Origin of the sequence: Streptomyces sp. NPDC093598, assembly GCF_044764825.1 — a bacterium.
Taxonomy (GTDB): Bacteria; Actinomycetota; Actinomycetes; order Streptomycetales; family Streptomycetaceae; genus Streptomyces.
On record NZ_JBIWIV010000002.1, the window covers coordinates 1,182,082 to 1,206,756 of the forward strand.

General features: G+C 72.0%; 22 protein-coding genes, 1 pseudogene and 1 riboswitch. Of the genes and pseudogenes, 13 read left to right on the forward strand and 10 right to left on the reverse strand.

Annotated features, from left to right (window positions below; translation table 11 throughout):
• The first annotated feature begins 108 nt into the window (after positions 1-108).
• Positions 109-2,556 carry a SpoIIE family protein phosphatase gene (locus ACIRDU_RS11385; protein ID WP_403577102.1) on the forward strand — a complete coding sequence of 816 codons (2,448 nt, stop codon included), beginning with the start codon at positions 109-111 and terminating at the stop codon, positions 2,554-2,556.
• Between the two features lie 37 nt (positions 2,557-2,593).
• Here ACIRDU_RS11385 and ACIRDU_RS11390 read toward each other — a convergent pair whose 3' ends face one another.
• A complete protein-coding gene (locus tag ACIRDU_RS11390) occupies positions 2,594-3,289 on the reverse strand; it encodes a type 1 glutamine amidotransferase domain-containing protein (RefSeq protein ID WP_403577104.1) in 696 nt (231 codons plus the stop codon).
• 155 nt (positions 3,290-3,444) lie between these two features.
• On the opposite strand from ACIRDU_RS11390, the gene ACIRDU_RS11395 reads away from it, so the two are divergent.
• The 7 genes from ACIRDU_RS11395 to ACIRDU_RS11425 all read left to right on the forward strand — a co-directional run bounded on the left by ACIRDU_RS11395 (position 3,445) and on the right by ACIRDU_RS11425 (position 9,062).
• On the forward strand, positions 3,445-4,380 hold the full coding sequence (locus ACIRDU_RS11395) for a LysR family transcriptional regulator (RefSeq protein WP_403577106.1): 936 nt from the start codon (positions 3,445-3,447) through the stop codon (positions 4,378-4,380).
• Between the two features lie 74 nt (positions 4,381-4,454).
• The gene (locus ACIRDU_RS11400; RefSeq protein ID WP_403577109.1) at positions 4,455-4,874 is read left to right on the forward strand and encodes a CBS domain-containing protein; all 420 of its coding nucleotides are present in this window, start codon (positions 4,455-4,457) and stop codon (positions 4,872-4,874) included.
• Positions 4,875-5,056: 182 nt separating this feature from the next.
• On the forward strand, positions 5,057-5,239 hold the full coding sequence (locus ACIRDU_RS11405) for a hypothetical protein (protein WP_184566024.1): 183 nt from the start codon (positions 5,057-5,059) through the stop codon (positions 5,237-5,239).
• 104 nt (positions 5,240-5,343) lie between these two features.
• The gene (locus ACIRDU_RS11410) at positions 5,344-6,411 is read left to right on the forward strand and encodes a glucose-1-phosphate thymidylyltransferase (protein WP_403577112.1); all 1,068 of its coding nucleotides are present in this window, start codon (positions 5,344-5,346) and stop codon (positions 6,409-6,411) included.
• Positions 6,408-7,388, forward strand: coding sequence for a dTDP-glucose 4,6-dehydratase (gene rfbB, locus ACIRDU_RS11415; protein WP_403577114.1), 981 nt, complete (start codon positions 6,408-6,410; stop codon positions 7,386-7,388). Before ACIRDU_RS11410 ends, rfbB begins: the two co-directional genes overlap by 4 nt.
• Positions 7,385-8,272, forward strand: coding sequence for a dTDP-4-dehydrorhamnose reductase (gene rfbD / locus ACIRDU_RS11420; RefSeq protein ID WP_403577117.1), 888 nt, complete (start codon positions 7,385-7,387; stop codon positions 8,270-8,272). The genes rfbB and rfbD overlap by 4 nt, the downstream gene beginning before the upstream one ends.
• A complete protein-coding gene (locus tag ACIRDU_RS11425) occupies positions 8,259-9,062 on the forward strand; it encodes a class I SAM-dependent methyltransferase (RefSeq protein ID WP_403577120.1) in 804 nt (267 codons plus the stop codon). The genes rfbD and ACIRDU_RS11425 overlap by 14 nt, the downstream gene beginning before the upstream one ends.
• A 229-nt stretch (positions 9,063-9,291) precedes the next feature.
• Here the strand turns inward: ACIRDU_RS11425 and rfbC are convergent, their stop codons facing one another.
• On the reverse strand, positions 9,292-9,906 hold the full coding sequence (rfbC, locus tag ACIRDU_RS11430; RefSeq protein WP_403577122.1) for a dTDP-4-dehydrorhamnose 3,5-epimerase: 615 nt from the start codon (positions 9,904-9,906) through the stop codon (positions 9,292-9,294).
• 3 nt (positions 9,907-9,909) lie between these two features.
• On the reverse strand, positions 9,910-11,853 hold the full coding sequence (locus ACIRDU_RS11435) for a glycosyltransferase (RefSeq protein ID WP_403577124.1): 1,944 nt from the start codon (positions 11,851-11,853) through the stop codon (positions 9,910-9,912).
• Between the two features lie 209 nt (positions 11,854-12,062).
• Between ACIRDU_RS11435 and ACIRDU_RS11440 the strand changes: the two genes are divergently transcribed.
• Positions 12,063-12,572, forward strand: coding sequence for a metallophosphoesterase family protein (locus ACIRDU_RS11440; protein ID WP_403577127.1), 510 nt, complete (start codon positions 12,063-12,065; stop codon positions 12,570-12,572).
• 33 nt (positions 12,573-12,605) lie between these two features.
• Entirely contained in the window at positions 12,606-13,418 is an 813-nt protein-coding gene (locus ACIRDU_RS11445; protein WP_403577129.1) for a methyltransferase domain-containing protein, read from the forward strand.
• Positions 13,419-13,431: 13 nt separating this feature from the next.
• Here ACIRDU_RS11445 and ACIRDU_RS11450 read toward each other — a convergent pair whose 3' ends face one another.
• The 3 genes from ACIRDU_RS11450 to ACIRDU_RS11460 form a co-directional block, all read right to left on the reverse strand.
• Positions 13,432-13,968: a carboxymuconolactone decarboxylase family protein gene (locus tag ACIRDU_RS11450; RefSeq protein WP_403577132.1), complete on the reverse strand. Its 537-nt coding sequence runs from the start codon at positions 13,966-13,968 to the stop codon at positions 13,432-13,434.
• A 135-nt stretch (positions 13,969-14,103) separates the two neighbouring features.
• A complete protein-coding gene (locus ACIRDU_RS11455) occupies positions 14,104-14,436 on the reverse strand; it encodes a putative quinol monooxygenase (protein WP_403577135.1) in 333 nt (110 codons plus the stop codon).
• A gap of 92 nt (positions 14,437-14,528) precedes the next feature.
• Positions 14,529-15,635 carry an XdhC family protein gene (locus tag ACIRDU_RS11460; RefSeq protein WP_403577137.1) on the reverse strand — a complete coding sequence of 369 codons (1,107 nt, stop codon included), beginning with the start codon at positions 15,633-15,635 and terminating at the stop codon, positions 14,529-14,531.
• Between the two features lie 190 nt (positions 15,636-15,825).
• Here ACIRDU_RS11460 and ACIRDU_RS11465 point away from each other — a divergent pair, with 190 nt between their 5' ends.
• Entirely contained in the window at positions 15,826-17,808 is a 1,983-nt protein-coding gene (locus tag ACIRDU_RS11465; protein ID WP_403577139.1) for a GTP-binding protein, read from the forward strand.
• 82 nt (positions 17,809-17,890) lie between these two features.
• Positions 17,891-19,762 (forward strand): cellulase family glycosylhydrolase, encoded by a 1,872-nt coding sequence (locus ACIRDU_RS11470; protein WP_403577142.1) that lies wholly within the window; start codon positions 17,891-17,893, stop codon positions 19,760-19,762.
• Here ACIRDU_RS11470 and ACIRDU_RS11475 read toward each other — a convergent pair.
• The gene (locus ACIRDU_RS11475) at positions 19,743-20,999 is read right to left on the reverse strand and encodes a YncE family protein (protein WP_403577145.1); all 1,257 of its coding nucleotides are present in this window, start codon (positions 20,997-20,999) and stop codon (positions 19,743-19,745) included. The two genes, ACIRDU_RS11470 and ACIRDU_RS11475, sit on opposite strands and share 20 nt — an antisense overlap.
• A 193-nt stretch (positions 21,000-21,192) precedes the next feature.
• Between ACIRDU_RS11475 and ACIRDU_RS11480 the strand changes: the two genes are divergently transcribed.
• Entirely contained in the window at positions 21,193-21,852 is a 660-nt protein-coding gene (locus tag ACIRDU_RS11480) for a TetR/AcrR family transcriptional regulator (RefSeq protein ID WP_403577148.1), read from the forward strand.
• A 60-nt stretch (positions 21,853-21,912) separates the two neighbouring features.
• On the opposite strand, the pseudogene ACIRDU_RS11485 reads toward ACIRDU_RS11480, so the two are convergent.
• The 3 genes and pseudogenes from ACIRDU_RS11485 to ACIRDU_RS11495 form a co-directional block, all read right to left on the reverse strand.
• Positions 21,913-22,125 (reverse strand): annotated as a pseudogene (locus ACIRDU_RS11485) (bifunctional 5,10-methylene-tetrahydrofolate dehydrogenase/5,10-methylene-tetrahydrofolate cyclohydrolase); the annotation flags it as partial.
• 8 nt (positions 22,126-22,133) lie between these two features.
• A riboswitch (ZMP/ZTP riboswitch) is annotated at positions 22,134-22,218 on the reverse strand.
• 29 nt (positions 22,219-22,247) lie between these two features.
• Positions 22,248-22,613, reverse strand: coding sequence for a nuclear transport factor 2 family protein (locus ACIRDU_RS11490; RefSeq protein WP_403577151.1), 366 nt, complete (start codon positions 22,611-22,613; stop codon positions 22,248-22,250).
• A gap of 307 nt (positions 22,614-22,920) precedes the next feature.
• Complete coding sequence (locus ACIRDU_RS11495) at positions 22,921-24,675, reverse strand: ABC transporter ATP-binding protein (RefSeq protein WP_403577154.1); 1,755 nt, start codon at positions 24,673-24,675, stop codon at positions 22,921-22,923.

Sequence of the window (24,675 nt, forward strand, 5' to 3'; positions counted from 1 at the left end):
GTGCGGAACGCATGCGTGGAAACATGTTCGGTCTCTTTCGAGCGTTCGCGTCAGCGCCGGTCCACGGAACGCCCGCAGGGGCTGCGCAGGTGTCCTATTAGCGCTGTAATGGCCAACGTGGTCAGTCAGGGCGCCCGAGAGCGCGGAACGCGAACGTTGCGTGCCGAAGGTGCCCTCAGAGCGATCGCGGCCGATCAGGAGTCGCCCGAACGGCTGCGTCGCGTCCTCGAACAGGCGCTCGTCTTCGCCGGTGCAGCGTTCGCCGCCGTGTACGCGCCCAGCGAGGACGGCGAGCTGCTGTGCCTGATGGAGTCGGCCGGAGTCCCGAGGACGCTCTACGGACTGCGCGACAGCTACCCGCGCGCCGGCCGGTCCCCGGTCGCCGAGGCACACCGCGCCGGACGACCCGTGTCGCTGGGCCGGGCGGAACTCGCCGGGCGCGCCCAGGCGCGGCGCGTGCCGTCCGGGGAGTTCTCCCTGACGGCCCTGCCCGTGCAGGGGGACGGCGGCTGCCTGCTGGCCGTCAGCGAGCGCCCCGACGGGTTCACCGCCGACGACCTCGGATGCCTGGAACGCATCTCCGAGGCGGTCGCCTTCACCGCCCCGGCCGCACCCGCCGAGGCCGGTGACCTGCCGCCGGGCGCCTTCAGCCTCGCCATGGACACCGGCCGCGTCCGGGTCGGCGACGACCTGCTGGACCTGTTCGGCCTGGACCCCGTGGAGTTCGACGGCCGGATCGAGACGCTGCTCAGCCTGACCGTCCCCGAGGACCTGCCCTCGCTGATGTCCGTGGTGGAGGCCGACCACATGTCCATCGGTGACCGGGAGCTGGAGTTCCGGGTGCTCCAGCCCGCCGGGCCGCCGAAGTGGCTCCGGCTGCGCGGGCGCCTCCTGCCCGGCGGCGAGGGCCGCCCGGCCCGGCTCGTGGGCACGGTCGTCGACGTCTCCACCCTGCGCTCCGACGTCACCGACGTGGCCCGCGTCCAGCGCCTGGCCGCCGCGCTGGCCACCGCCGTCACCGTCCGCGACGTCGGCAAGGCCGTGGTCGCGGCGCTGCGCCGGCCGTTGCGGGCCGATCGGATCGCGCTCGCCGAGCTGGAGAGCGAACGGCTCGTCGTCACCGTCCTCGACCCGCCCGAACCCGAGGCCTGGCCCGACCTGTGGCGGTCGGAATGGCGCACCGAGTGGCCCGACGCACCCGTGCGCGCCATGCCCACCCTCGCCGCCGCGCTGCGCGAGGGCCGGGCCCGCATCTGGCCCGCAGGCAGCCCCCTGGAACGCGCCTTGGCCGAGGTCGGCCCCGGCGGCCTCGCCGTACTGCCGCTGCCGGCCGGGAACCGCATGGCCGGTGCCTGCCTGATCGGCTGGGACGCCCCGCACGACTTCGGCACCGACGAACGCGCCCTGCTCACCGCCTGCGCCGGCCTCGCCGGACAGGCCCTGGTGCGCGCCCGGGCCTTCGACGCCGAGCACGAACTCGTCGGCATGCTCCAGCGCCAGCTGCTGCCGCGCAGCCTGCCCCGGCTGCCGGGCGCGGTGGCCGTCGCCCGCTATCTGCCCAGCACGGCCGGGCTCGAACTCGGCGGCGACTGGTACGACGTCATCCCGCTCCCCGACAACCACGTCGCCCTCGTCATCGGCGACGTCCAGGGCCACAGCGCCGGCGCCGCCACCCTCATGGGCCAGATGCGCACCGCCCTGCGCGCCTACGCCGTCGAAGGGCACCCGCCGGACGTGGTGGTCGCGCACGCCAACCGGCTCCTCATGGACTTGGAGAGCGACCTCTTCGCGACGTGTTGCTACGTCGACGTCGACTTGGAGGAGGGCGCCGCCTGGTGCGTGCGCGCCGGGCATCTGCCGCCGGTGCTGCGCTACGCGGACGGCCGGACCGATATCGCGGAGGCGGAGGGCGGACCGCCCCTCGGAGTGGTCACCCGGGCCGACTTCCCCATGAGCCCGCTCCGGCTCCCGCCGGGCACCGTGATCACCCTCATCACCGACGGGCTGGTCGAGACGCCCGACTCCGACATCGACGAAGGCATGGACCACCTCGCCGAGCGGCTCGCCGACGCCGCCCCCGCAGACCTGGGGCTCGTCGCCGACGCCCTCCTGGGCAACGCCCCGCGCAGCGACGACGTCGCCCTGCTCCTCCTGCGTTACGACGGCATGGAACTGCGCCCGCTCCGGGAGAGCTGGACGGTCTGGCGGGTGCCGCAGGCCGTCGGGCACGCCCGGCGCTTCGCCCGGCGCACCCTGCGTTCCTGGGGCGTCACCGTGGACTACGACGCCGCGCTCCTCGTCGTCTCCGAACTCGTCACCAACGCCCTGGTCCACACCGACGGCAAGGTCCGCATGGACCTCACCCTGGTCAACAACCGGCTGCGCGTCGCCATCGCCGACGCCTCCCCCCGTTCACCGGTCAGACCGGCCAGCATCGGCTGGGAGGCCACCGGGGGCCGGGGCATCCTCCTCGTCGAGGCCCTCTCGGCGACCTGGGGCACCCTGCCGGTCAGCGGCGGCAAGCAGGTGTGGGCGGAGCTGACGCTCGGCCGCTGAGCGACCTGACCGGCACCGGCCCGGCGGTGCCCCCTGCTCAGCCCAGCCGCTTCAGCAGTTCCTCCGCCAGCGGGGCCGACGACGCGGGGTTCTGGCCCGTGATCAGGTTGCGGTCGGTGACCACGTGCGGCGCCCACGGCTCACCGGCCCGCACGGTCACCCCGGCCTCGGTGAGGCGGTCCTGGAGCAGCCATTCGGCGCGGTCGGCGAGGCCGCCCTGGATCTCCTCGGCGTTGGTGAACGCCGCGACCTCGTAACCGGCGAAGACGTTCCGGCCGTCGGCCCCGACAGCGGCCAGCAGCGCGGCCGGCCCGTGGCAGACGACACCGAGCGGCCGGCCCGACTCCAGGGCCCGGGCGAGCAGCCGGCCGGAGTCGGCGTTCACGGCGAGGTCCTCCATCGGGCCGTGGCCGCCGGGGTAGAAGACGGCCGCGTAGTCGTCCAGCCGGACGTCCTCGAGACGGACGGGACGCCGCAGCTCGGTGAAGGACTCCAGCGCCTTCGCGATCCGGTCGGCGTTCTCCTGCCCCCCGTTCACCTCGGGTGCCAGGGAGGCCCGGTCGACGGTGGGCTCGACACCGCCGGGCGTGGCCACGACGACCTCGTGGCCGGCGGCCCGGAACGCCTCGTAGGGGGCGACGGCCTCCTCGGCCCAGAAGCCGGTGGGGTGCTCGGTGCCGTCGGCCAGGGTCCAGGTGTCGGCGCCGGTGACGACGAAGAGGATCTTCGACATGGTGGGGGCATCTCCATGAGACGGGCCGCGGTCGGACAGTGCGGCGATGACTCGGACGATGACGACCGTAGGCGCCCGGACCGCCGGTTTTCCAATGGCGGATTCAATAGCAGCCATAGGATGTCCAATGGCCCAGCGCGGTAGGGTCGGATCGTGTGAGGCCCATCGACCCGCTCGGCGCGACCGGCACGCCGGCGCAGCCCGACCTCAACCTGCTGCGTACCTTCCTGGCCGTCTACCGGTCCGGCTCCTTCACGGCCGCCGCGCAGCTGCTGGGCCTGTCCCAGCCGACGGTCACCACGCAGATCCGCTCGCTGGAGCGGCAGACCCGCCGGGAGCTGTTCGAACGGCTGCCGCGCGGCGTCGCCCCGACCGCCGTGGCCGACGAACTCGCGGCTCGTGTGGCGGCCCCCCTCGACGCGCTCGCGGAGGCCACCGGTCACGGCCCCCGGGAAGAGTCACGCGCCGAGCCGGTTCACCTGGCCGGGCCCGCCGAGCTGCTCTCCTCCCGGGCCCTGCCCGCCCTCGCCCCCCTCGTCACCGAGGGCGTACGGCTGCGCGTCACCATGGGACTGACCGAGCCCCTGCTCGACGAACTGCGCGCCGGCCGCCACGACCTGGTCATCGCCACAAGCCGGCCGCGCGGCCGCACCCTGTCCGCGGTGCCGCTGACGGACGAGGAGTTCGTCCTGGTCGCCGCCCCCGCCTGGGCCGACCGGGTCGCGGGGCGACCGGACGCCGACGGCCCCGCCGCGCTGCACGACGTACCGCTGATCACGTACGCCGAGGACCTGCCCATCGTGCGCCGCTACTGGCGGCACGTCTTCGGCCGTCGCCTGAACTGCCGCGCCGCCGTCTCCGTGCCGGACCTGAGGGCCGTCCTGGCGCTGGTCACGGCCGGTGCCGGCTTCAGCGTGCTGCCGCGCTACCTGTGCGCCGGGGAACTGGCGTCCGGGGCTCTGGTCCTCCTCGACACTCCCGAGGACGCGCCGATCAACACCGGCTTCCTCGTGCAGCGGCCGGGCGCCGAGGACAACCCGCACGTCACCCTCGTCCGCGATCGTCTGCTGGAGGCCGGCCGTACCTGGTGACGCGGCGGGCCGACCGGGTACCCGGCGCGGTGCAGGACGAAGTAACCACCACGAGTGGAAGGAAGAGGGACGTCATGGCTCAGCATGTCCGCGACATCATGACCGGAGACCCGGTCACCGTCGAGCCGCAGACCTCCGTCGCCGAGGTGGCGCGCATCATGCGCGACGAGGACCTCGGAGTCGTCCTGGTGACGGACGGCGACGATCTGCGCGGCCTGGTCACCGACCGTGACCTCGTGGTCCGGTCGATCAGCCGGGGCGGTGACCCGGAGCAGACCACCGTGGCCGGGGCGTGCAGCGACGACCTGGTCACCGTCGGCCCCGACGAGGACCTGGGGCACGCGGTGGAGCTGATGCGCGAGCACTCCGTGCGCCGTATCCCGGTCGTCGACCACGGGCACCCCGTGGGCATCGTCTCCCTCGGAGACATGGCCATGGAGCGTGACCCGGAGTCGGCGCTCGGCGACATCAGCGCCGCGCGCCCCAACGCATGACGGACAGCGACCCACCGGACGGTCCCGCGCACCCCGCCGTGCGCGGGACCGTCGTGCGTCTTCCGGACACCGGGCAGGAGCGGGGGAGTTGGGCGACGCGCCACAGGCGCCCCGGCCCGTGTTTGTTCGGTTTTTCGCTGGGGACTCGAACAGCAGCGGAAGCAGAAGGAAGATGATGAGTCGTGGAGTCCATGGACACCAGTGAGAAGCCCGTCGTCCGTCAGCACGAGACCGGCTGGTCGAAGGCAAGGCGCCTGCGCGGAAAGGCCGCGCTGCGAACCTGCCTTCCCGCCGTCGAGGACCGGGGCACCCCCGGGGCCGTGCGCTCCGGCGCGGAGTGGAACATCGTCCGGGGTGAGGACTGACCCCTCCCCGGAAGACCGCGCGGTGACGCTCCGAGGAACTCCGCGCGTCGACAACCAAAAGAAGTGATGTTCACATCCGCCGGTTCGCGACTAAGGTGAACCGAATGAAGGCTCTCGTGCTGTCCGGCGGTGCAGGAACACGGCTGAGGCCGATCACCCATACGTCGGCCAAGCAACTGGTGCCCGTGGCCAACAAGGCCGTGCTCTTCTACGGGTTGGAGTCGATCGCCGAAGCCGGCATCACCGACGTGGGCATGATCGTCGGGGAGACGGCCGTGGAGATCGAGGAAGCGGTGGGGGACGGGTCGGCGTTCGGCCTCAAGGTCACCTACATCCCCCAGGAGCGGCCCCTCGGGCTGGCCCACGCGGTACTGATCGCCCGGGACTACCTGGGCGACGACGACTTCGTGATGTACCTCGGCGACAACTTCATCGTCGGCGGCATCACCGGCCTCGTCGACGAGTTCCGCAGCCACCGCCCCGACGCCCAGATCCTCCTCACACGAGTGGCCGACCCCCGCGCCTTCGGAGTCGCCGAACTCGACCCGTCCGGGCAGGTGATCGGGCTGGAGGAGAAGCCCGACCAGCCCAAGAGCGATCTCGCGCTGGTCGGCGTCTACATGTTCACACCCCTCATTCACGAGGCGGTCCGCGCCATCGAACCGTCCTGGCGCGGCGAACTGGAGATCACCCATGCCATCCAGCGCCTGATCGACACCCGCGCCGACGTGCGCTCCACGGTCATCAAGGGCTACTGGAAGGACACCGGTAACGTCGGCGACATGCTCGAGGTGAACCGCACGGTCCTCGAAGCCATGGAGCGCCGCATCGACGGCGAGGTGGACGACGCCTCGGAGACCATCGGGCGCGTCGTCCTCGAAGAGGGCGCGCGGATCGTCAACTCCCGTGTCGTCGGACCCGTCGTCATCGGCTCGGGCACCGTCGTCAGCAACTCCTACGTCGGCCCCTTCACCTCCGTCGCCGAGAACTGCCGCATCACCGACAGCGAGCTGGAGTTCTCCATCGTGCTGCGGGACTCCTCGATCCAAGGCGTCGGCCGGATCGAGGCCTCGCTGATCGGCCGGCACGTCGAGGTGACCCCCGCCCCCAGCGTGCCCAGCGCCCACCGCCTCGTCCTCGGAGATCACAGCAAGGTGCAGATCACTTCATGAACCTCCTCGTCACCGGCGCCGCCGGGTTCATCGGCTCCCGTTACGTACGCGCACTGCTCGCCTCGGACGCGCCCGACGCGCCGCGCATCACCGTGCTGGACAAGCTCACCTACGCCGGCACCCTCGACAACCTCGAACTGACCCACCCCCGGCTGGAGTTCGTGCAGGGCGACATCTGCGACGCCGAGCTGGTCGACAAGCTGATGGCCGACGCCGACCAGGTCGTGCACTTCGCCGCCGAGTCCCACGTGGACCGCTCCATCACCGGCGCCGCCGACTTCGTCCGCACCAACGTCCTCGGCACCCAGACCCTGCTGGACGCCGCCCTGCGCTACGACGTGGGCCCGTTCGTGCACGTCTCCACCGACGAGGTCTACGGCTCCATCGAGTCGGGCTCGTGGCCGGAGGACCACCCGCTGCAGCCGAACTCGCCGTACTCGGCCTCCAAGGCCTCCTCCGACCTGCTCGCGCTGGCCTACCACCGCACCCACGGCCTGGACGTGCGCGTCACGCGCTGCTCCAACAACTACGGCCCGCACCAGTTCCCCGAGAAGGTCGTCCCGCTGTTCGTCACCAACCTCCTCGACGGCCACAAGGTGCCGCTGTACGGCGAGGGCCGCAACATCCGCGACTGGCTGCACGTCGACGACCACTGCCAGGGCGTCGACCTCGCCCGCACCCAGGGCCGGCCCGGCGAGGTCTACAACATCGGCGGCGGCACCGAGCTCACCAACAAGGAACTCACCGGCCTGCTCCTGGCCGCCTGCGGAGCGGACTGGGGCCGGGTGGAGTACGTCGAGGACCGCAAGGGCCACGACCTGCGCTACTCCGTCGACTGGTCCAAGGCCCGCGACGAACTCGGCTACCGCCCCCGCCACGACTTCACCACCGGCCTCGCCGAGACCGTCGCCTGGTACCGCGACAACCGGGCCTGGTGGGAGCCCCTGAAGCGGCGCGTCGCCCAGGAGCGGGCATGAGGTGGCTGATCACCGGTGCGGGCGGAATGCTCGGCCGTGACGTCGTCGAGGCACTCACGGGCCGCGGCGAGAGCGTCGTGGGCCTCGACCGCGCCGCCCTGGACATCACGAACCCCGCGGCCGTCGACGCCGCCGTGCGGGAGCACCGCCCCGACCTCGTCGTGAACTGCGCCGCCTACACGGCCGTCGACGACGCCGAGACCGACGAGGCCCGCGCCCTGGAGATCAACGGCGCCGGCCCACGCCTGCTGGCCCGGGCCTGCGCCGCGCACGAGGCCCGCCTGCTCCACGTCTCCACGGACTACGTCTTCTCCGGCGAGGCCCGCACCACCCCCTACCCGGAGGACCATCCGACGGGCCCGCGCACCGCCTACGGCCGCACCAAACTGGCCGGGGAGCGGGCCGTACTGGAGGAGCTCCCGGGGGCGAGCGCGGTGCTGCGCACGGCGTGGCTCTACGGCGTCCACGGCTCCAGCTTCGTCCGGACCATGATCGGACTGGAAGCCCGCCGTGACACCCTCGACGTCGTCGACGACCAGCGCGGCCAGCCCACCTGGAGCGCCGACGTCGCCGAGCGCATCGCCGACCTCGGCCCCCGGCTCGGCCCCGACGCGCACGGCGTCTTCCACGCGACCAACTCCGGCGAGGCCACCTGGTACGACCTCGCCCGCGAGGTGTTCTCCCTCATCGGCGCCGACCCGGACCGGGTGCGCCCCACCAGCAGCGCGGCCTTCCCCCGGCCCGCGCCCCGCCCGGCGTACAGCGCCCTCGCGCACCGCCGCTGGCAGGAGATCGGCCTGCCGCTGCCGCGCGACTGGCGCTCCGCCCTGCACGAAGCACTGCCCCGTATCCGCAAGGAAGGTCTTCCTCGTGAAACGCCATGAGTTCCTCCGGGAACTGCACAAGGTCAGCGCCAATCGCAACTACCTGGAGATCGGCGTCAACGACGGGCGCAGCCTGACGCTGTCCCGCGTCCCCAGCATCGCGATCGACCCCGCCTTCAAGGTCGTCTCGGAGCTCAGGTGCGACGTCCACCTGGTGAAGGCCACCAGCGACGACTTCTTCGCGCGGGACAATCCGCTCCAGCACCTCAAGGGCGGCCGTCACCCGCTGCGCAACCTGCGCCGCGGCCGCAGCCCGATCGGCTACTGGCGCCGCACGACGCTGGACCTGTCGTTCATCGACGGCATGCACCTGTTCGAGTTCGCGCTGCGCGACTTCATGAACGTCGAGAAGTACTCGGACTGGGGCAGTGTGATCGTCCTCGACGACATGCTGCCGCGCAGCATCGACGAGGCCGCCCGGGACCGGCACACCAACGCCTGGACCGGTGACGTCTACAAGATCACCGAGGTGCTGGCGCGCTACCGTCCCGACCTGGTCACGGTGCAGGTGGACACCGCCCCCACCGGCCAGCTGGTCGTCTTCGGCGCCGACCCGAACAACCGGGTCCTGCACGACAAGTACGACGAGATCATGGCCGAGTACAAGATTCCCGACCCGCAGAAGGTCCCGGAGGCGATCCTGGAACGGGCCGGCGCGGTCCGCCCCGAGGCCCTCCTGGGAGCGGGCTTCTGGCGTCCCCTCACCCAGGCCCGCAACCGCGGCCTGCCCCGCGCCGTCGGCTGGGAGCCCCTGCGCAAGGCCCTGCAGCAGGTCGGCGTGAGCCGCTGAGCGACGGCGCCGGCCACCGCCCGGGGGCGGCCGGCGCCGACGTCCTTCCCGGATCGACGGAGCACAGGCCCGGACGCCGCACGCGTCCGGGCCTGCGGTGTGTCCGGGGGCTCGGTTGAGGGGCTCGGGACGCGGCGGACGCGGTACAAGCGGCCCGCCTCGCGTCGCGGGCCGCGGCAGGCCCCGGCCCTCGACGCGGACGGGCCGGACCCACGTCTCTTCGTCTCCCTCAGGCCTCAGTCGTCCCCGGCCCGCCCCGCAGTTCCTCGTAGTACGCCAGGCAGGCCTCGTACGACGGCAGCAGTCCCTGCCGCTCCGCCTCCGCGAGGGTCGGGGCCTGTTCGTCCTTGGGGGAGAGGAGCGGGGTGATGCCCTCGGGCCACTCGATGCCCAGGGCCGGGTCCAGCGGGTGGATGCCGTGTTCGCGGTCCGGGGCGTAGCCCTCCGAGCACAGGTAGACCACCGTCGCGTCGTCCGTGAGGGCCATGAAGGCGTGGCCCAGCCCCTCCGCGAGGAACACCGCGTGCCGCGTGTCGTCGTCGAGGCGTACGGCCTCCCACTTCCCGTAGGTGGGGGAGCCCACACGGATGTCGATCACCACGTCCAGGACGGCACCGCGTACACACGTGACGTACTTGGCCTGGCTGGGCGGCACATCGGCGAAGTGCACACCCCGCAGCACACCCCGCTTGGAAACCGAGCAGTTGGCCTGGGCCAGGGACAGGTCATGGCCCGTCGCCTGGCGGAACTCCGCACCGCGGTACCACTCGTGGAAGCTGCCCCGGTCGTCCGGGAAGATCTTGGGCTCCAGAACCCAGGCGCCCTCTATTCCCAGGGGTCGCATACGTCACCGCCCTCCGGTCCTGATACGGGAATTCACCTTCCGGCGCGCGGCACCGAGCACCCGACGCGCGCGCCGGGCCAGCCGCAGCGCGACACCGGGCCCCGGCGGCGGCGTCACCAGCACGCTCCCGCCTCCGGCCCGCAGCGCGAACGGCAGGCCGGTGAAGCGAGCCTGGTCCGCGCCCGGGTTCAGGCACACGGCCACCCTCCAGGTGTCGCCCGAGAGGTCCTCGGCGGGCAGGTCCGCCGCGAGCACCGAGCCCGGCCGGTCCGCGTCGGGGGAGAGGGTGCCGGGCGTCTCCAGGATCCGGCTGGAGGAGACGAACCTCAGCCGCACCCGGGTGTCGCTCGGGACGTGCACGGGGAGCAGGACACGGAAGTGCCCCTCGGAGACGGCGACGTCCCCCAGTTGCACGCGGCCCAGCCCGAGCCGCTTGCCGCGCGCGCCGACCTCCAGGGAGAGGTTGCCGTGCGGCGTGGTCCAGTACGGCAGCACCGGGCGGTCGCCGACGACTCCCGCCTCCGGCGTGGGCCGGTCCTCGCGCGGCACCGGGCCCAGCCGGCACTCCTTGGTCCAGCCGCCCGTCCGCACCCGGACGAGCGCGTCCCAGGCGCCGTCACGCGGCAGCTCGGCCGGGTCGACGGTGGCGGTGGCCCGCAGCACCAGCCGGACCTCCCCGCCGTCCCCGACCGGCACGGTCTCGCGAGTGAACTCCACCGGCTGGAAGTACTGCGCGGCGCTGGAGCGCTCCCGCAGCAGCAGATCGGCCGTGGCCTGTCCGAACCGCGCGGCGGTCTCCGAGGCCACCCACCGCACCGCCTCGGGCACGTCCTTGGGCACGTCGGTCAGCGGCGTGGCCTCGGCGGCGGCGGGGAACAGCATCGGTTCGCCACCCGACAGGTACTCGGCCGTGAAGCCGATGGTGAGGGAGCCGTCGCGCCACTCGATGTCCCCGGGCGTCGCCGTGGGGGCGACGCCCGCCTCCCACTCCGCGAAGGCCACCACGTCGTCGTACCGGTCGGCCGCCGTCAGCGCGGCGACGACCTGCTGCGTCGGCTGCAGACCGGCCGCGACACCGGGCCCGAAGCGCTCCACGACGACCTCGTGGATCTCCCCGAACAGCTCCCTGCGGTAGTCGTCCGGCAGGTTCAGCAAGCGCCGCGCCCGCAGCCGTTCGACCATCTCCACGCGCAGCCAGCGCCGGAACAGCCGGTCGCGCACCGGACCGGGCTCCGTGTACCGCTCGACGACGTCGAGAGCCTCGCGGAGGTTCTTGAAGTAGCCGACCGGGTCGAAGCGCTCGAAGCCGGCGTTGGAACCGTCGTCCCGCCGGAGGTGGTAGTAGCAGACGTAGTCGCTGAGCACGGAGACGTTGTCCGCGCGCAGATACGCCTCGGCGATGAAGACGTGGTCCTCCAGGCGCCGCCTGCCCTCGGGGAAACGCAGGCCGATGCGGTCCAGGAAGGCCCGGCGGACCATCTTGTGCGGGGTGAGGCTGTCGATGAGCGGGGCGTTCTCGACGGTGGCACGCGGGTGGTTGCGGCGGAACAGTTCCACCGGCACCCCGCGCCCCTTGCCGGCCATCTTGCCCACGACGACATCGGCGCCGTTGGCCACACCGTAGTCGTACATCCGCTCCAGGGCTTCGTCGCCCAGGTAGTCGTCGTTGTCGACGAACATCACGAACTCGCCCCGGGAGGCCTCGATGCCGACGTTGCGGGGCTTGCCCGACCAGCCGGAGTTCTCCTGGTGGATGACCTTCATCCGGGGGTCCTCGGCGGCGAGCGCGTCGAGCCGGGCCGGGGTCTCGTCGGTCGAGCCGTCGTCGACGAAGATCACCTCGAACTCGTCGGGAGGCAGCGACTGCCGCTGCAGCGAGGAGATGCAGTCCTCGATGTAGACCCCCGGGTTGTACACGGGGATGATGACGCTGACCTTGACCGGCATCGGGTTTCCGGGCCCCTTCGGGTCGCTTGCCGTAGACGTCCTGTTGTACTGCGTGTTGCCCGATGCTAACCCGCTCGGCCAGGCCCTCTCACCTTTCGAGACCTCGCCGTGATCATCTCTGCCCGCGGGGCAACTGAGCTGCGCTGTCTGTCTGTTCGCGGTCAAGCGGGTTCCGGGCGGGAGCAGCCGGCAGCCCCTAGGCTGAGGACGTGCGCCTGCTTTTCATGTCCGATACTCACCTGCCCAAGCGGGCCAGGGAACTCCCCGCCCCCCTGCTCGCCGAACTCCCCCACGCCGACGTCGTGTTCCACGCGGGGGACTGGGTCGACACGGACACCCTCGATCTGCTGGAGGCCCGCTGCCGCAGGCTCGTCGGGGTGTACGGCAACAACGACGGGCCGGATCTGCGCGCCCGGCTGCCCGAGGTGGCGTACGCGGAACTGGGCGGTGTGCGGTTCGGCGTGATCCACGAGACGGGCGCCAAGCAGGGCCGGGAGCAGCGGTGCGCCGCTCGCTTCCCCGACCTGGACGTGCTGGTCTTCGGCCACAGCCACATCCCCTGGGACACCACCGCACCCACCGGCCTGCGCCTGCTGAACCCGGGCTCGCCGACGGACCGCCGCCGCCGGCCCCATTGCACGTACATGACCGCCACGGTCGCCGAGGGGCTGCTCACGGACGTGGAACTGCACCGGCTGCCGCCCCGCCCACCGCGCTGAACCGCCCGGCCGTGCTCGTGGCATGATCGCCACATGGGTCAGGACGAGGGGTACCTCCTGGACAACCGGCAGGCCGAGGCCGGGACGCGCTTCGACGCACTGTCGGCCCTCTTCGACGCCTCGACGTTCCGCCACTTCGAGACGGCCGGGATCGCCGAGGGCTGGCGGTGCTGGGAGGTCGGGGCCGGTGGGCCGAGCGTGGCGGCATGGCTGCGCGAGCGCGTCGGGCCCGCCGGACGCGTACTCGCCACCGACATCGACCTGTCCTGGACCGGGACGGCCGCCACCGAGGGGGTCGAGGTGCTCCGGCACGACGTCGGCCGCGACGCCCCTCCGCCCGGCCCCTTCGACCTGGTGCACGCCCGTCTCGTCCTGGTCCACGTCACCGAACGCGACGCCGCGCTGCGCGCCATGGTCCAGGCGCTGCGCCCCGGCGGGCTGCTGCTGGTCGAGGACGCCGATCCCGCGCTGCAGCCACTGATCTGCCCCGACGAACACGGCCCCGAGCAGGAGCGGGCCAACCGGCTCCGTGCCGGATTCCGGGAGCTGCTGCGGCAGCGCGGTGCCGATCTCTCCTACGGACGCAGACTGCCCCGGCTGCTGCGCGAGGCGGGCCTGGTGGACGTCGAGGCCGACGCCTACTTTCCGGTCACCTCGCCCGCCTGCGCCGTCCTGGAGGCGGCCACCGTCCGCCAGGTGCGCGACAGGCTCGTCGCCGCGGGCCTGGCCACGGACGAGGAGATCGACGGGCATCTCACCGCCGTCGGAGCGGGACGCCTGGACCTCGCCACCTCGCCGATGATCTCGGCCTGGGGCCGCAGGCCGACAGGCGACGGCTCGCAGTGACTCATCGTGCCCCTCACCTGTCGTTCCTTTCCCCCTCCGCGAAGCCGGTGCTGTCGAAACCGGGCTCCAGTTCCACGCCGGTGGCATTCAGGAAGAAGGCCAGCATGTGGTATTGCCCCACCAGCATGGCGATCTCGATCAGTTCGGCGTCGCCGAAGTGCTCGGCCGGCCGCGCCCAGGTCGCGTCGGACATCGTGGCATCGCCGTGCAGCTCGTCCGCCGCGCGGATCAGGTGCCTCCGGAGGTCCGTCCAGCCGGGTGCCTCCGGCCCTGCGCTGACGCGGTCGACGTCCGCGTCCGTGACGCCCGCGGCCCTGGCCAGCGGGAGGTGCCGCCCCCACTCGTACCGCGCGCCGGTGTTCCACGCGGTGCGCAGGATCAGCAACTCGCGCAGCTCTCCCGGCAGTCGCTTCGTGGCGCTGTGGCATGGCGGCCTCCAGTCTCCGAGGGACTCACGCCAGGAGACCGGCGAACGCTCAGCGAGTGAAAGGCCCGGAGTGGTCAGCCGGTCGGGTCGAGAAGGATCTTGCGGACGCCGTCGGAGCGGCACCGACCCGGCCGGCCTGCCGGACGGCCTCGAGGTCGAGTTCGATGGTGGCGTCGGAACCCACGGCCTTCACCACGGCGTCCGGCCCGCAGCCGGCGGTCGTACGGCTCATGCGGGCGGCCGGTCCGGGGCAGCGGGCTATTCCTGTCCCGGCACCGCCATCTCTCCGAGGAGCGACCAGTCGTCCTGCGGGACGGTCGCGTTCACGATGCGCGGCGTCTCGGCCAGATGCGGAGGCAGCGTCTGCTGTGCGGCCTTGAAGTGCGCGGACTGTACGTGTGCGGCTGCGGCCTCGTCGTCGCGGAAGGCCTCGACGAGGACGTACTCCGCCGGCTCGTCCACGCTGCGCGACCAGTCGAACCACAGGCAGCCGGGCTCGGCGCGCGTCGCCCGGGTGAAATCAGCGGCGATCTCGGGCCAGCGGTCGGCGTGCTCGGGGCGGATTCGGAACTTTGCCGTGATGAAGATCATGGGCTTCCCTTCGGTGGTGTGCTGATGCGCTGATGGCGACACGATCGTACGAATCCGGCTCGATGGCGACGTGACGGGAGCGGCCTCGGTGATCAGGAGGGTGGGTGCGGATGCACCGCCCCCTCCGTCGCGGTGAGCGGCGCGCCGGTGCCGCCCCAGCGCAGTGCCACGATCTCGGCGGCGACGGACACCGCCACCTCCTCGGGCGTCCGGGCCCCGAGGTCGAGGCCGACCGGCGAGCGCAGCCGGGACAGCTCGCGTTCCGTGAGCCCGGCCTCGGCCAGCCGCCGCGCCCGGTCGGTGTGGGTGCGGCGGCTGCCCATCGCCCCGATGTAGGCGGCCGGGCGGCGCAGCGCCTCGGTCAGAAGCGGCACGTCGAACTTGGGGTCGTGTGTCAGGACGCAGACGACCGTGCGCTCGTCGGTGTCCGTGTCGCGCAGGTAGCGGTGCGGCCACTGTGCGACCACCTCGACGCCCTCGGGGAAGCGCCGGGGCGTGGCGAAGACCGGGCGGGCGTCGCATACGGTGACGCGGTAGCCGAGGAAGTCCCCGATGCGGGCCACCGCCGCGGCGTAGTCGATCGCGCCGAAGACCAGCATGCGCGGCGGCGGCGCGAAGGACTGCAGGAACACGCTGACGGAGTCCTCGCGGCGCTGCCCCTGGGGCCCGTAGTGGCGCAGGCCGGTGGCGCCGAGAGCGAGTTCGCCGCGGGCGTCGGCGGTCACGGCCGCGTCCAGGCCGCCGGCGCCGAGCGTGCCGAGGGTCCGGTCCGGCCAGACGCAGAGGGCTGCCCCGCGCGGCGCCGGGCCGTCGGTCACGGTCGCCACGGTGACCGGCTCGCCCGCCGCGACCGATTCCGCGACCGCGCCGAAGCCGGGATCCCGCTCGGGCGTGACCGCGCGCACCAGCAAGGTGATCTCGCCGCCGCAGGTCAGACCGACCGCGAAGGCGTCCTCGTCGTTGTAGCCGAAGGTCTCGAGACGGGCCTCACCGCCCGCCGCGACCTCCTGCGCCAGCTCGAACACCGCGCCCTCGACACAGCCCCCGGACACACTTCCCACGACCTCCTCGTCCGGGCCCACCGCCATCGCCGCGCCCGGCTCGCGCGGCGCGCTGCGGCTGACCTCGACGACCGTCGCGAGACCGAACGGGACCCCGGCCGCGTACCAGCGGCCCAGCACCGGGAGAACGTCACGCACGAGCCGCTCCTCTCCTTCCACGCGCCCCGCCGGGTACCCCGGCAGCGATTTATTCCGTTGTGAGCTCGGTGCCGGTCTGCTGCACTGCTCAGGTCAGCGGCGTCATCGAGTCCGGAGGAGCCCCAGATGCGCACAGCGTTCATGTCCCCCCAGCCAGGAACGGACCTCTCTGCGAAGGACATGACGCTTCGTGCACATGCTCAACCTTGGAATCCTCGCCCATGTCGACGCGGGTAAGACCAGCCTGACCGAGCGGCTGCTCCATTCGGCCGGGGTGATCGACGAGATCGGCAGCGTCGACGACGGGAACACCCGCACCGACACCCTCGCCCTGGAGCGGCAGCGCGGCATCACCATCAAGTCCGCCGTCGTCTCGTTCCCGCTCGACGGCGTGGAAGTCAACCTCATCGACACCCCCGGTCACCCGGACTTCATCGCCGAGGTGGAGCGGGTGCTCGGCGTGCTGGACGGCGTCGTTCTCGTGATCTCCGCCGTCGAAGGGGTGCAGGCACAGACACGGGTGCTGATGCGGACGCTCCAGCGGCTGCGCATCCCGACCCTGCTCTTCGTGAACAAGATCGACCGGAGCGGAGCACGCCACGAGGAGGTGCTGCGGGAGATCTCGGCCCGTCTGACACCCGCGATCGTGCCGATGGGGACCGCCACCGGCCTCGGCACCCGGGCGGCCCGCTTCGTCCCCCGCCCCGGGCCGGCCGCCGCCCTCGCCGCTCTCGACGTTCTCGCCGGCCACGACGACGCCCTGCTGTCCGCGTACGTCGGAAACACCGTCACGGACGCCCTCCTGCACCGGTCCCTCGTCACGCAGACCCGGGGGGCGCTCGTCCACCCGGTCTACTTCGGTTCCGCGGCCACGGGCGCGGGTGTGGAAGCGCTCATGTCCGGCATCGAAGAGCTGTTGCCGGCGGCCGACGGGGACGCGGACGGGCCGGTCTCCGCCACCGTGTTCAAGGTCGACCGGGGCCCGGCGGGGGAGAAGGTCGCCTACGCCCGGATGTTCTCCGGGACCCTGCGCATCCGCGACCGGGTCCCCTTCGGAGCGGACGGCGCAGAGGGCCGGGTCACCGGGATCAGCGTCTTCGGCGACGGTACGGACACCCGCCGGGACTCCGTCGCCGCCGGCCGGATCGCCCGGCTCACCGGGCTCGGCGACATCCGGATCGGCGACGCGATCGGCGAACCCCGCAAGGCGTACGAGCACTTCTTCGCCCCGCCCACCCTGGAGACGGTCGTCGTCCCCGGCCCGGACGCGCACCGGGGAGCGCTCCACCTCGCGCTCACCCAACTCGCCAGACAGGACCCGCTGATCGGCCTGCGCCACGACGAACGCCGCCAGGAGACCTCCGTCTCCCTCTACGGCGAGGTGCAGAAGGAGGTCATCCAGGCCACCCTCGCCGACGAGTACGGCCTCGACGTCACCTTCCGCGAGACCACCCCGCTGTGCGTCGAACGGCTCGTGGGGACCGGGCAGGCCGTCGAGTACAACAAGAAGGACCCGAATCCGTTCCTCGCAACGGTCGGCCTGCGCGTCGAGCCCGCGCCGGCCGGCTCGGGTGTCGTCTTCCGGCTGGAGGTGGAGCTCGGCTCCATGCCGTACGCGTTCTTCAAGGCCGTCGAGGACACCGTGCGCGAGACACTCCACCAGGGGCTGCACGGCTGGCAGATTCCCGACTGCACCGTCACGATGACCCACAGCGGCTACTCACCGCGCCAGAGCCACGCCCACCAGGGCTTCGACAAGAGCATGTCGAGCACGGGCGCCGACTTCCGCGGGGTGACCCCCCTGGTGCTGATCGAGGCACTGCGGCGGGCCGGGACGCGGGTCCACGAGCCGATGCACCGCTTCCGCGTCGAGGCCCCGGCCGACACCCTCGGCGCCCTGCTGCCCGTCCTCGCCCAGCTCGCGGCCGTGCCCGAGACGACGCGGAACCGGGACGACATCTGCGTCCTCGAAGGCACGGTACCTGCCGCCCGGGTGCACGCCCTCGAACAGCGGCTGCCGGGACTCACCCGGGGCGAAGGCGAGCTGGAAAGCTCCTTCGCCCACTATGCGCCAGTCACGCACGGCACGGTCCCCGAGCGCCCGCGCACCGACCACAACCCTCTGAACAGGAAGGAGTACTTGTTGAACGTGACACGAAGGGTGGGCGGCTGACGTGTGCGGGCTGGCCGAGAGGGAACTTACTCCGGAGTCAGGGGTGTTGACGGTGTCCTGATATCGCCGGACTGTAGTGGACATGCCGACTATCCGAGCGCGTCTCCTGGTCGTCCTGGTTGTCCTCTTCGGCTCCGTGTCGGTGGCGGGCGTCCCGCCGGCCACCGCCGCGCCTCCTCCCGGCTCCCTCTGGTTCGACGACCCGGCCGTCACGGTGCAGAACGGCCGCTTCACCGACGCGCACGGCCGCGAGATCGTGCTGCGCGGCTACAACGTCTCCGGTGAGACCAAGCTCGCCGAGAACAAGGGCCTGCCCTTCGCCTCGGTCGCCGACGCCCGCACATCGGCGACCGCGCTGCGCGCCCTCGGCGGGGGCAACACCATCCGCTTCCTGCTCTCCTGGGCGTACGCCGAGCCCGAGCGCGGCCAGGTGGACACGGCCTACCTGGCCGCCGCCACCGACCAGATGAAGGCCTTCCTCGACGCCGGCATCCGCGTCTACCCCGACTTCCACCAGGACCTCTACTCCCGGTACCTCTTCGACGACGACAGCTGGTACACCGGCGACGGCGCGCCCAAGTGGGCGGTGGACGCCGGGAACTACCCGGACGAGTCCTGCGGGATCTGCCTCTTCTGGGGGCAGAACATCACCCAGAACGAGGCCGTGAAGCGGGCCTCGCACGACTTCTGGCACAACGCGCACGGCGTGCAGGACGCCTTCCTCGCCACCGCTGAGAAGACCATGGCGTACGTGCGACAGCATCTGAGCGCGGACCAGTTCGAGGCCGTCGTCGGCTTCGACCCCTACAACGAGCCGCACGCGGGCGTCTACGACTCGGGGCAGACCAGCCGTGCCTGGGAGAAGGACGTGCTCTGGCCGTTCTACGAGAGGTTCCGGAGCCGCATGGACATGGCCGGCTGGCGCGACAAGCCCGCCTTCGTGGAGCCCAACCTCTTCTGGAACGCCAACCTCGACTTCCAGAAGCAGGAGGGCGGCCTGCTCGACGCCGGGACACTCGGGCCGCGCTACGTCTTCAACACCCACTTCTACGACCAGAAGGCCATCTCCGGCGTTTTCATGTGGGGCAAGGCGGCCGACGGCCAGTACACGGGCGACTTCCGTACCGTCCGGGACCGGGCCGCCGCCGCGCGGACGGCCGCCGTGGTCAGCGAGTTCGGACACCCCCTGGCGGGCAACGTCTCCGACAAGGCGCCGACCGTCCTCAAGGCGATGTACCAGGCCCTCGACTCCCGTGTGAAGGGCGCCGACTGGTGGTCCGACCCGGCAGCCTCGGGACCCGTGCTCTCCGGTTCCCAGTGGCAGTGGGACATCTACAACGGCCGCCACCGCGAGCTGATGAACGGCAACCCCGACAAGGTGCTCACCACGGGCGACGCCTGGAACGACGAGGACCTGTCCGCCGTACGCCTCGACGACGCGGGCAAGCCGGTGCTGCGCCAGGACGCCCGACTCGTGGACCGCCTCTACCCGAGCGCCACGGCCGGTGAGACCGTCGGCTTCACCTACGAGGACCGCTCACGGGACGGCTCGACGACCCTGACCTGGAACCCGGTGCCCGGCTCCCTGCCGAACGTGCAACGGCTCGTGGGGTCCGGGCAGTACGGACTGCTGCTGTGGCGCTCCGACGGCGGCTCGGCACCCACCGAACTGCATCTGCCGGCGAGCTTCCCGACCGCGTCCACCACGGTCGTCTCCGACCTGGGCGCGGCCCACGCCCCGCCGGCGTACACCTCGGACACCCCGGTGGCGGTGGCGCAGGAGCCCGGCGGAACGGGAAGCCGCCGCCTGCTGCTCACCGCGCCGGACTCGGGCGTCCTGCACTACGCGCTGGTGACCAACGGGGCGACGGCTCCCTCGGCGGAGCTGCTCGCCAAGGCCCGCTCCGAACTGACGGCGTGGGCTGCGAAGGAGGTCAACCAGCGGAAGGGCTAGTCCAGTCGGCCGCCACATGGCCGAGCCGGACGCGCTGCGGGTGGTCGCCGACCGGCACGGACACGACCTTCTTCCCGGTGGCGAAGTCGATGGCCGTGACCTGGTCGGTGCCGCTCTCGGAGACCACGCAGGACCTGCCGTCACCGCTGACCGTGGCCCAGTAGGGCTTGGAGGCGGTGACGAGCGGGCCCTCCTGGAGGGTGGCGCGGTCGACGACGGTGGCGTAGTCGTCCATGGTGCCCGCGACACACAGCTTGCGCCCGTCCGGGCTCATCGAGATGCCGTGGTGACGCGAGTCGTTGACGAAGGTCGTGCGGTCGTCGCTGGTCGCCGGGTTCTTCGGCAGTGTCTTGGTGCGGGTGATCTTGTCGGCGGCGATGTCGTACTCGAAGAAGCCGTTGAAGAAGGAGACCTGGAAGTACAGCTTCGACTCGTCCGGCGAGAAGACGGCCGGGCGGACCGCGTCGGAGTGGTCCTTCAGGCCGAGCGCGTCCAGCTGCGGGCGCATGTCGATGATCTTGACCTGCTTGTACGTGGTGGCGTCGACGACGGTGATGCGCCGGTCGCCCTTCGTCCAGTCCAGCCACGGGGCGTCGGTCTGCGTGTTCACGTCGCCGATCGCCATGTTGTAGATGTACTTGCCGTCCTGCGTGAAGATGTTCTCGTGCGGCTTGTCGCCGGTGCCGAACTTGCCCAGCTCCTTGCCGGAGACGATGTCCAGCACATGGACGGTGTTGGAGGTCGAGGCCGACACCGCGACCCGCTTGCCGTCGGGGGAGACCGCCATGTGGTCGGAGCGGTAACCGGACACGGGGAAGCGCCAGTTGAGCCGCCCGGAGGCGAGGTCGATCGAGACGACGTCGGCGAAGCTCGGCCGGGAGACGACCACCGAGGTCCCGTCCGGGGTGGAGTACATGTCGTCGACGAACTGGTCGTGGCCCTCGCCGACGCTGTTGCGGATCGCCATGAAGTAGATCCACTTGATCGGATCGGCGTTGATCGCCGCCATCCGCTCGTCCTTGTCGGGGATGACGTTGATCCGGCCGATCTTCGCGAAGTCACCGGAGGAGCGGATGACGTCGGCGGTGCCGTCCCAGTTGTTGCCCACGAACAGCACCTCGCGCAGCGCGGCGGAGGAGCCCGGGGCGGCCGCGGTGGCGACGGTCGCGGGAGCAGTGGCGGTCAGGGCGAGGGCTGCGGCTACGGAGCACAGGTGCCGGCGTCGGATGACGGGCATGACTGCTCCCCTCTCTGCTGTGGGGTTGCTGCTGTGGGGTGAGCGTTGTGAGTGGGACATGCCAAAGCTGGGCGCGGAAACTGAACACACGCGCTTTCAGAGTGAACTTACTGCAAAGTAAGGAAGGGGCGGCCTTCTCCACAAGACCGCGTGCACGACAAAATCAGCGTTCGAACGACGAAGGGAGAGCCGGGTGCCGGGCAGACTCAGAGCGCCGACCGGCCGCTACGGCGGCAAGACCGCCGAGGAGCGGCAGGCGGAGCGGCGCCGGCGGTTCCTCGACGCCGCGCTCCAGCTGTTCGGCGACACCCCGGGCTTTCGCGCCACGACGGTCGCGGCGCTCAGCGAGACGGCCGGGCTGTCCACGCGTCAGTTCTACGAGGAGTTCCGCACCCTCGAGGACGTGCTCGCCGAGCTGCACCTGAAGGTCAACGGCTGGGCCGAGGCGGCGGTGCTGGAGGCGGCAGCGGGCGCGGCGGACCTGCCGCTCGTCGAACGCGCCACCGCGATCTTCCGCGCCTACGCCGGGAACGTCGCCGCCGATCCGCGCAGGATCCGCATCACCTTCGTCGAGATCATCGGCGTCAGCCCGCGCCTGGAGGAGCAGCGGCTCGCCCGCCGGGCCGGCTGGGTCGAGCTCATCTGCGCCGAGGCCGACGCGGCCGCCGCACGCGGAGAGGCCGCGCCCCGCGACTACCGCCTCGCCGCGACGGGCTTCATCGGCAGCGTCAACGGCCTGCTGCACGACTGGAGCGCCGGCTGGGTCGACGCGACACTCGACGAGGTCGTCGACGAACTGGTCCGGCAGTTGCTGGGGATCCTGTGGCCGCCGGGGTGGAAGCCCGAAGGATGACGGCGGTTGCCGGTCGCCCTCACCCCACGGCCCCGGCCCCGTGGTGCGCCTGCCCGTTGATCACACCCCGGCCGCGCCGAGTTGCCGGGCGGCGGCCTCCACCGTCTGCGCCAGCAGCGTGGCGATGGTCATCGAGCCGACACCGCCCGGCACCGGTGTGATCAGCGAGGCCCGCTCCACGGCGGAGTCGAAGTCGACGTCGCCGACGTTCCCGGCGTTGCACCCGGCGTCGATCACCACCGCGCGGGGCTTGATGTCCTGGCCCTTCCTGGGCTGGTGTGCTGCTTCGCCCAGGCGCACGGCATCGACTTCCGCGGGGCCGCTCCCCGGTGGTGCTCCACCTCAGCGCCAGTCACGGCCCGGTCCCACCCTGACCGAGCCCGGTGAGGCACCTGCTACTCGTCCCAGGCCTGGACCAGGGTCTGCTCGGCGATCTTGCCGCCGCGCAGCGCGATCATGGACTCGGACAGGACACGCACCCCGTCCGCGTACTCGCAGCTCTCGCTGTAGGCCGCCTCGTCGCCCTGGATGACACACCGCTCCAGCTTGTGCGACATGTCACGGCTGTAGACGTCCTCCAGCATCCTGCCGATCTCGTCCCGGCCGCGCAGGACCTTGGGATGGCTGGGCTGGGTGGTGCGGTCCACGATGCGGAACTCCGCGTCGTCGGCGTACAGGGAGAGCAGGATGTCCGGGGTCTGTCCTTCCACGCCCCGGCGCAGGGTCTCTCGGTCGAAGGCGGGGTCTGCCGCGGTTCCCATGATGACCTCCTTCGAAGGGCCGCGACCCGGCGGGAGCGGGCCGCGAGCGGCCTCTCCTGTCGAGCGTCCTCCCGCCCGGCGGGCACGGCAAGCGCAGCCGGGCACCGGGCCTGGCGGGTGAGCGGCACCGCCCGCCGTGTTGCGACCGGCATGTTGCTCAACACGACGTGTCATCGCCGCCGTTGGGCTCGCCGCCCCCACCGGCCGGGCCGCGACGATGGCGAACGCGGCCGACGCCGAAGCGAAGAGCCGTCCCCACCCCGAGCACACGGACGAGATCCGCGGCCCTCCTCGCAGCCGGCCGGGCTCAGTCCGCCGTGGCCAGGAACTGCGTCGCCGCCAGCTCCGCGTAGAGCGGATCGGCCGTCACGAGCTCACGGTGCGTGCCGACGGCCCGGACCCGCCCCGCGTCCATCACCACGATCCGGTCGGCCATCGTCACCGTGGACAGCCGGTGCGCCACGACGAGGACCGTGGTCGTCCGGGCCACGTCCGCGACGGTGTCGCGCAGCGCCGCCTCGTTCACCGCGTCCAGCTGCGAGGTCGCCTCGTCGAGCAGCAGCAGCCGGGGGCGGCGCAGCAGCGCGCGGGCGATGGCGACGCGCTGCCGCTCACCGCCCGACAGCTTGGTGCCGCGGTGCCCGACCAGCGTGTCGAGGCCCCCGGGCAGCCGGGAGACCAGGTCGTCGAGACGGGTCGTCTTCAGCACCCGCGCGAGGGCGTCCTCGTCCGCCTCCGGATTGCCCAGCAGCAGGTTGTCCCGCAGGGAGCCGGACAGAATTGGCGCGTCCTGCTCCACGTAGCCGATCGCGGCGCGCAGCCGGGGCAGCTCCCAGTCGTTCAGGTCCCGCCCGTCGAGCGTGATCACGCCCGACTCGGGGTCGTAGAACCGCTCGATCAGGGAGAAGACGGTGGTCTTGCCGGCGCCCGACGGGCCGACGAACGCCGTCATGCCCTGGGCGGGCACGGTGAACGTCACTCCGTGGTGGACGTAGGGCAGGTCGTCGGCGTAGCGGAAGCGCACGTCGGCGAAGGCGAGGGCGGCGGGCTGTGCGCCGGGGGAGGGCAGCGGCGCGGCCTCGGCGGCCGGCTCGGCGGGCAGCCGCAGCGCCTCCTCGATACGGGTGAGGGCCGCGGCGCCCGTCTGGTACTGCGTGAGGGCGCCGACGACCTGCTGTATCGGCGACATCAGGTAGAAGACGAACAGCAGGAACGCCACCAGCGTGCCCACGTCGACCGCGCCGGTCGCCACCCGTGCGCCGCCCACGGCGAGCACCGTGATGAAGGCGACCTGCATGGCGAGCCCCGCCGTGTTGCCCGCGGCCGCCGCCCACTTGGCGGCCCGCACACTCTGCCGCCACGACTCCTGCGCCGCCTCGTGCAGCGTCCGCTCCTCCCGGTGCTCCGCGCCGGACGCCTTCACCGTGCGCAGGGCGCCGAGGATCCGCTCCAGCGAGGCCCCCATGACCCCCACCGCGTTCTGCGCCTGCCGGCTCGCCTTGTTGATGCGCGGCACGATCACCCCGAGGACCACCCCCGCGCCCAGGATCACGGCCAGGGTGACGCCCAGCAGCACGGCGTCCACCAGGCCCATCATCACCACCGTGGCGACGAGGGTGAGGCCGCCCGTACCCAGGCCGACCAGCGAGTCCGTGGTGACCGCGCGCAGCAGGGTGGTGTCGGAGGTGATGCGGGCCATCAGGTCCCCGGGTTCGCTGCGGTCCACGGCCGTGATCCGCAGCCGCAGCAGATACGACGACAGGGCGCGCCGCGCGCCGAGCACCACCGACTCGGCGGTGCGGGTCAGCACGTACGAACCCAGCGCGCCCACCGCCGCGTTGGCCACGACCAGGGCCGACATCGCCAGCAGGGCGCCGGTGATGGCCCGGTCGTGTGACAGGTCGTCGATCAGGCCCCGCGCCACCAGCGGCAGCAGCAGTCCGGTCGCCCCGGTGACCAGCGAGAGCAGCGCCCCCGCGAGCAGGGACCAGCGGTGCGGCCGCACGTACCCGACGAGCTGCCGCCACGCGGGTGTGGCGGTCTCGGTCTCTGCGATGCTCAC

Bases quoted from the DNA above. Each gene is read 5' to 3' on its own strand.
- ACIRDU_RS11385 (WP_403577102.1), top strand. From the start codon at position 109: ATGGCCAACGTGGTCAGTCAGGGCGCCCGAGAGCGCGGAACGCGAACG.
- ACIRDU_RS11390 (WP_403577104.1), bottom strand. From the start codon at position 3,289: ATGTCGAAGATCCTCTTCGTCGTCACCGGCGCCGACACCTGGACCCTG.
- ACIRDU_RS11400 (WP_403577109.1), top strand. From the start codon at position 4,455: ATGGCTCAGCATGTCCGCGACATCATGACCGGAGACCCGGTCACCGTC.
- ACIRDU_RS11410 (WP_403577112.1), top strand. From the start codon at position 5,344: ATGAAGGCTCTCGTGCTGTCCGGCGGTGCAGGAACACGGCTGAGGCCG.
- rfbB (WP_403577114.1), top strand. From the start codon at position 6,408: ATGAACCTCCTCGTCACCGGCGCCGCCGGGTTCATCGGCTCCCGTTAC.
- rfbD (WP_403577117.1), top strand. From the start codon at position 7,385: ATGAGGTGGCTGATCACCGGTGCGGGCGGAATGCTCGGCCGTGACGTC.
- rfbC (WP_403577122.1), bottom strand. From the start codon at position 9,906: ATGCGACCCCTGGGAATAGAGGGCGCCTGGGTTCTGGAGCCCAAGATC.
- ACIRDU_RS11435 (WP_403577124.1), bottom strand. From the start codon at position 11,853: ATGCCGGTCAAGGTCAGCGTCATCATCCCCGTGTACAACCCGGGGGTC.
- ACIRDU_RS11445 (WP_403577129.1), top strand. From the start codon at position 12,606: ATGGGTCAGGACGAGGGGTACCTCCTGGACAACCGGCAGGCCGAGGCC.
- ACIRDU_RS11455 (WP_403577135.1), bottom strand. From the start codon at position 14,436: ATGATCTTCATCACGGCAAAGTTCCGAATCCGCCCCGAGCACGCCGAC.
- ACIRDU_RS11470 (WP_403577142.1), top strand. From the start codon at position 17,891: ATGCCGACTATCCGAGCGCGTCTCCTGGTCGTCCTGGTTGTCCTCTTC.
- ACIRDU_RS11475 (WP_403577145.1), bottom strand. From the start codon at position 20,999: ATGCCCGTCATCCGACGCCGGCACCTGTGCTCCGTAGCCGCAGCCCTC.
- ACIRDU_RS11490 (WP_403577151.1), bottom strand. From the start codon at position 22,613: ATGGGAACCGCGGCAGACCCCGCCTTCGACCGAGAGACCCTGCGCCGG.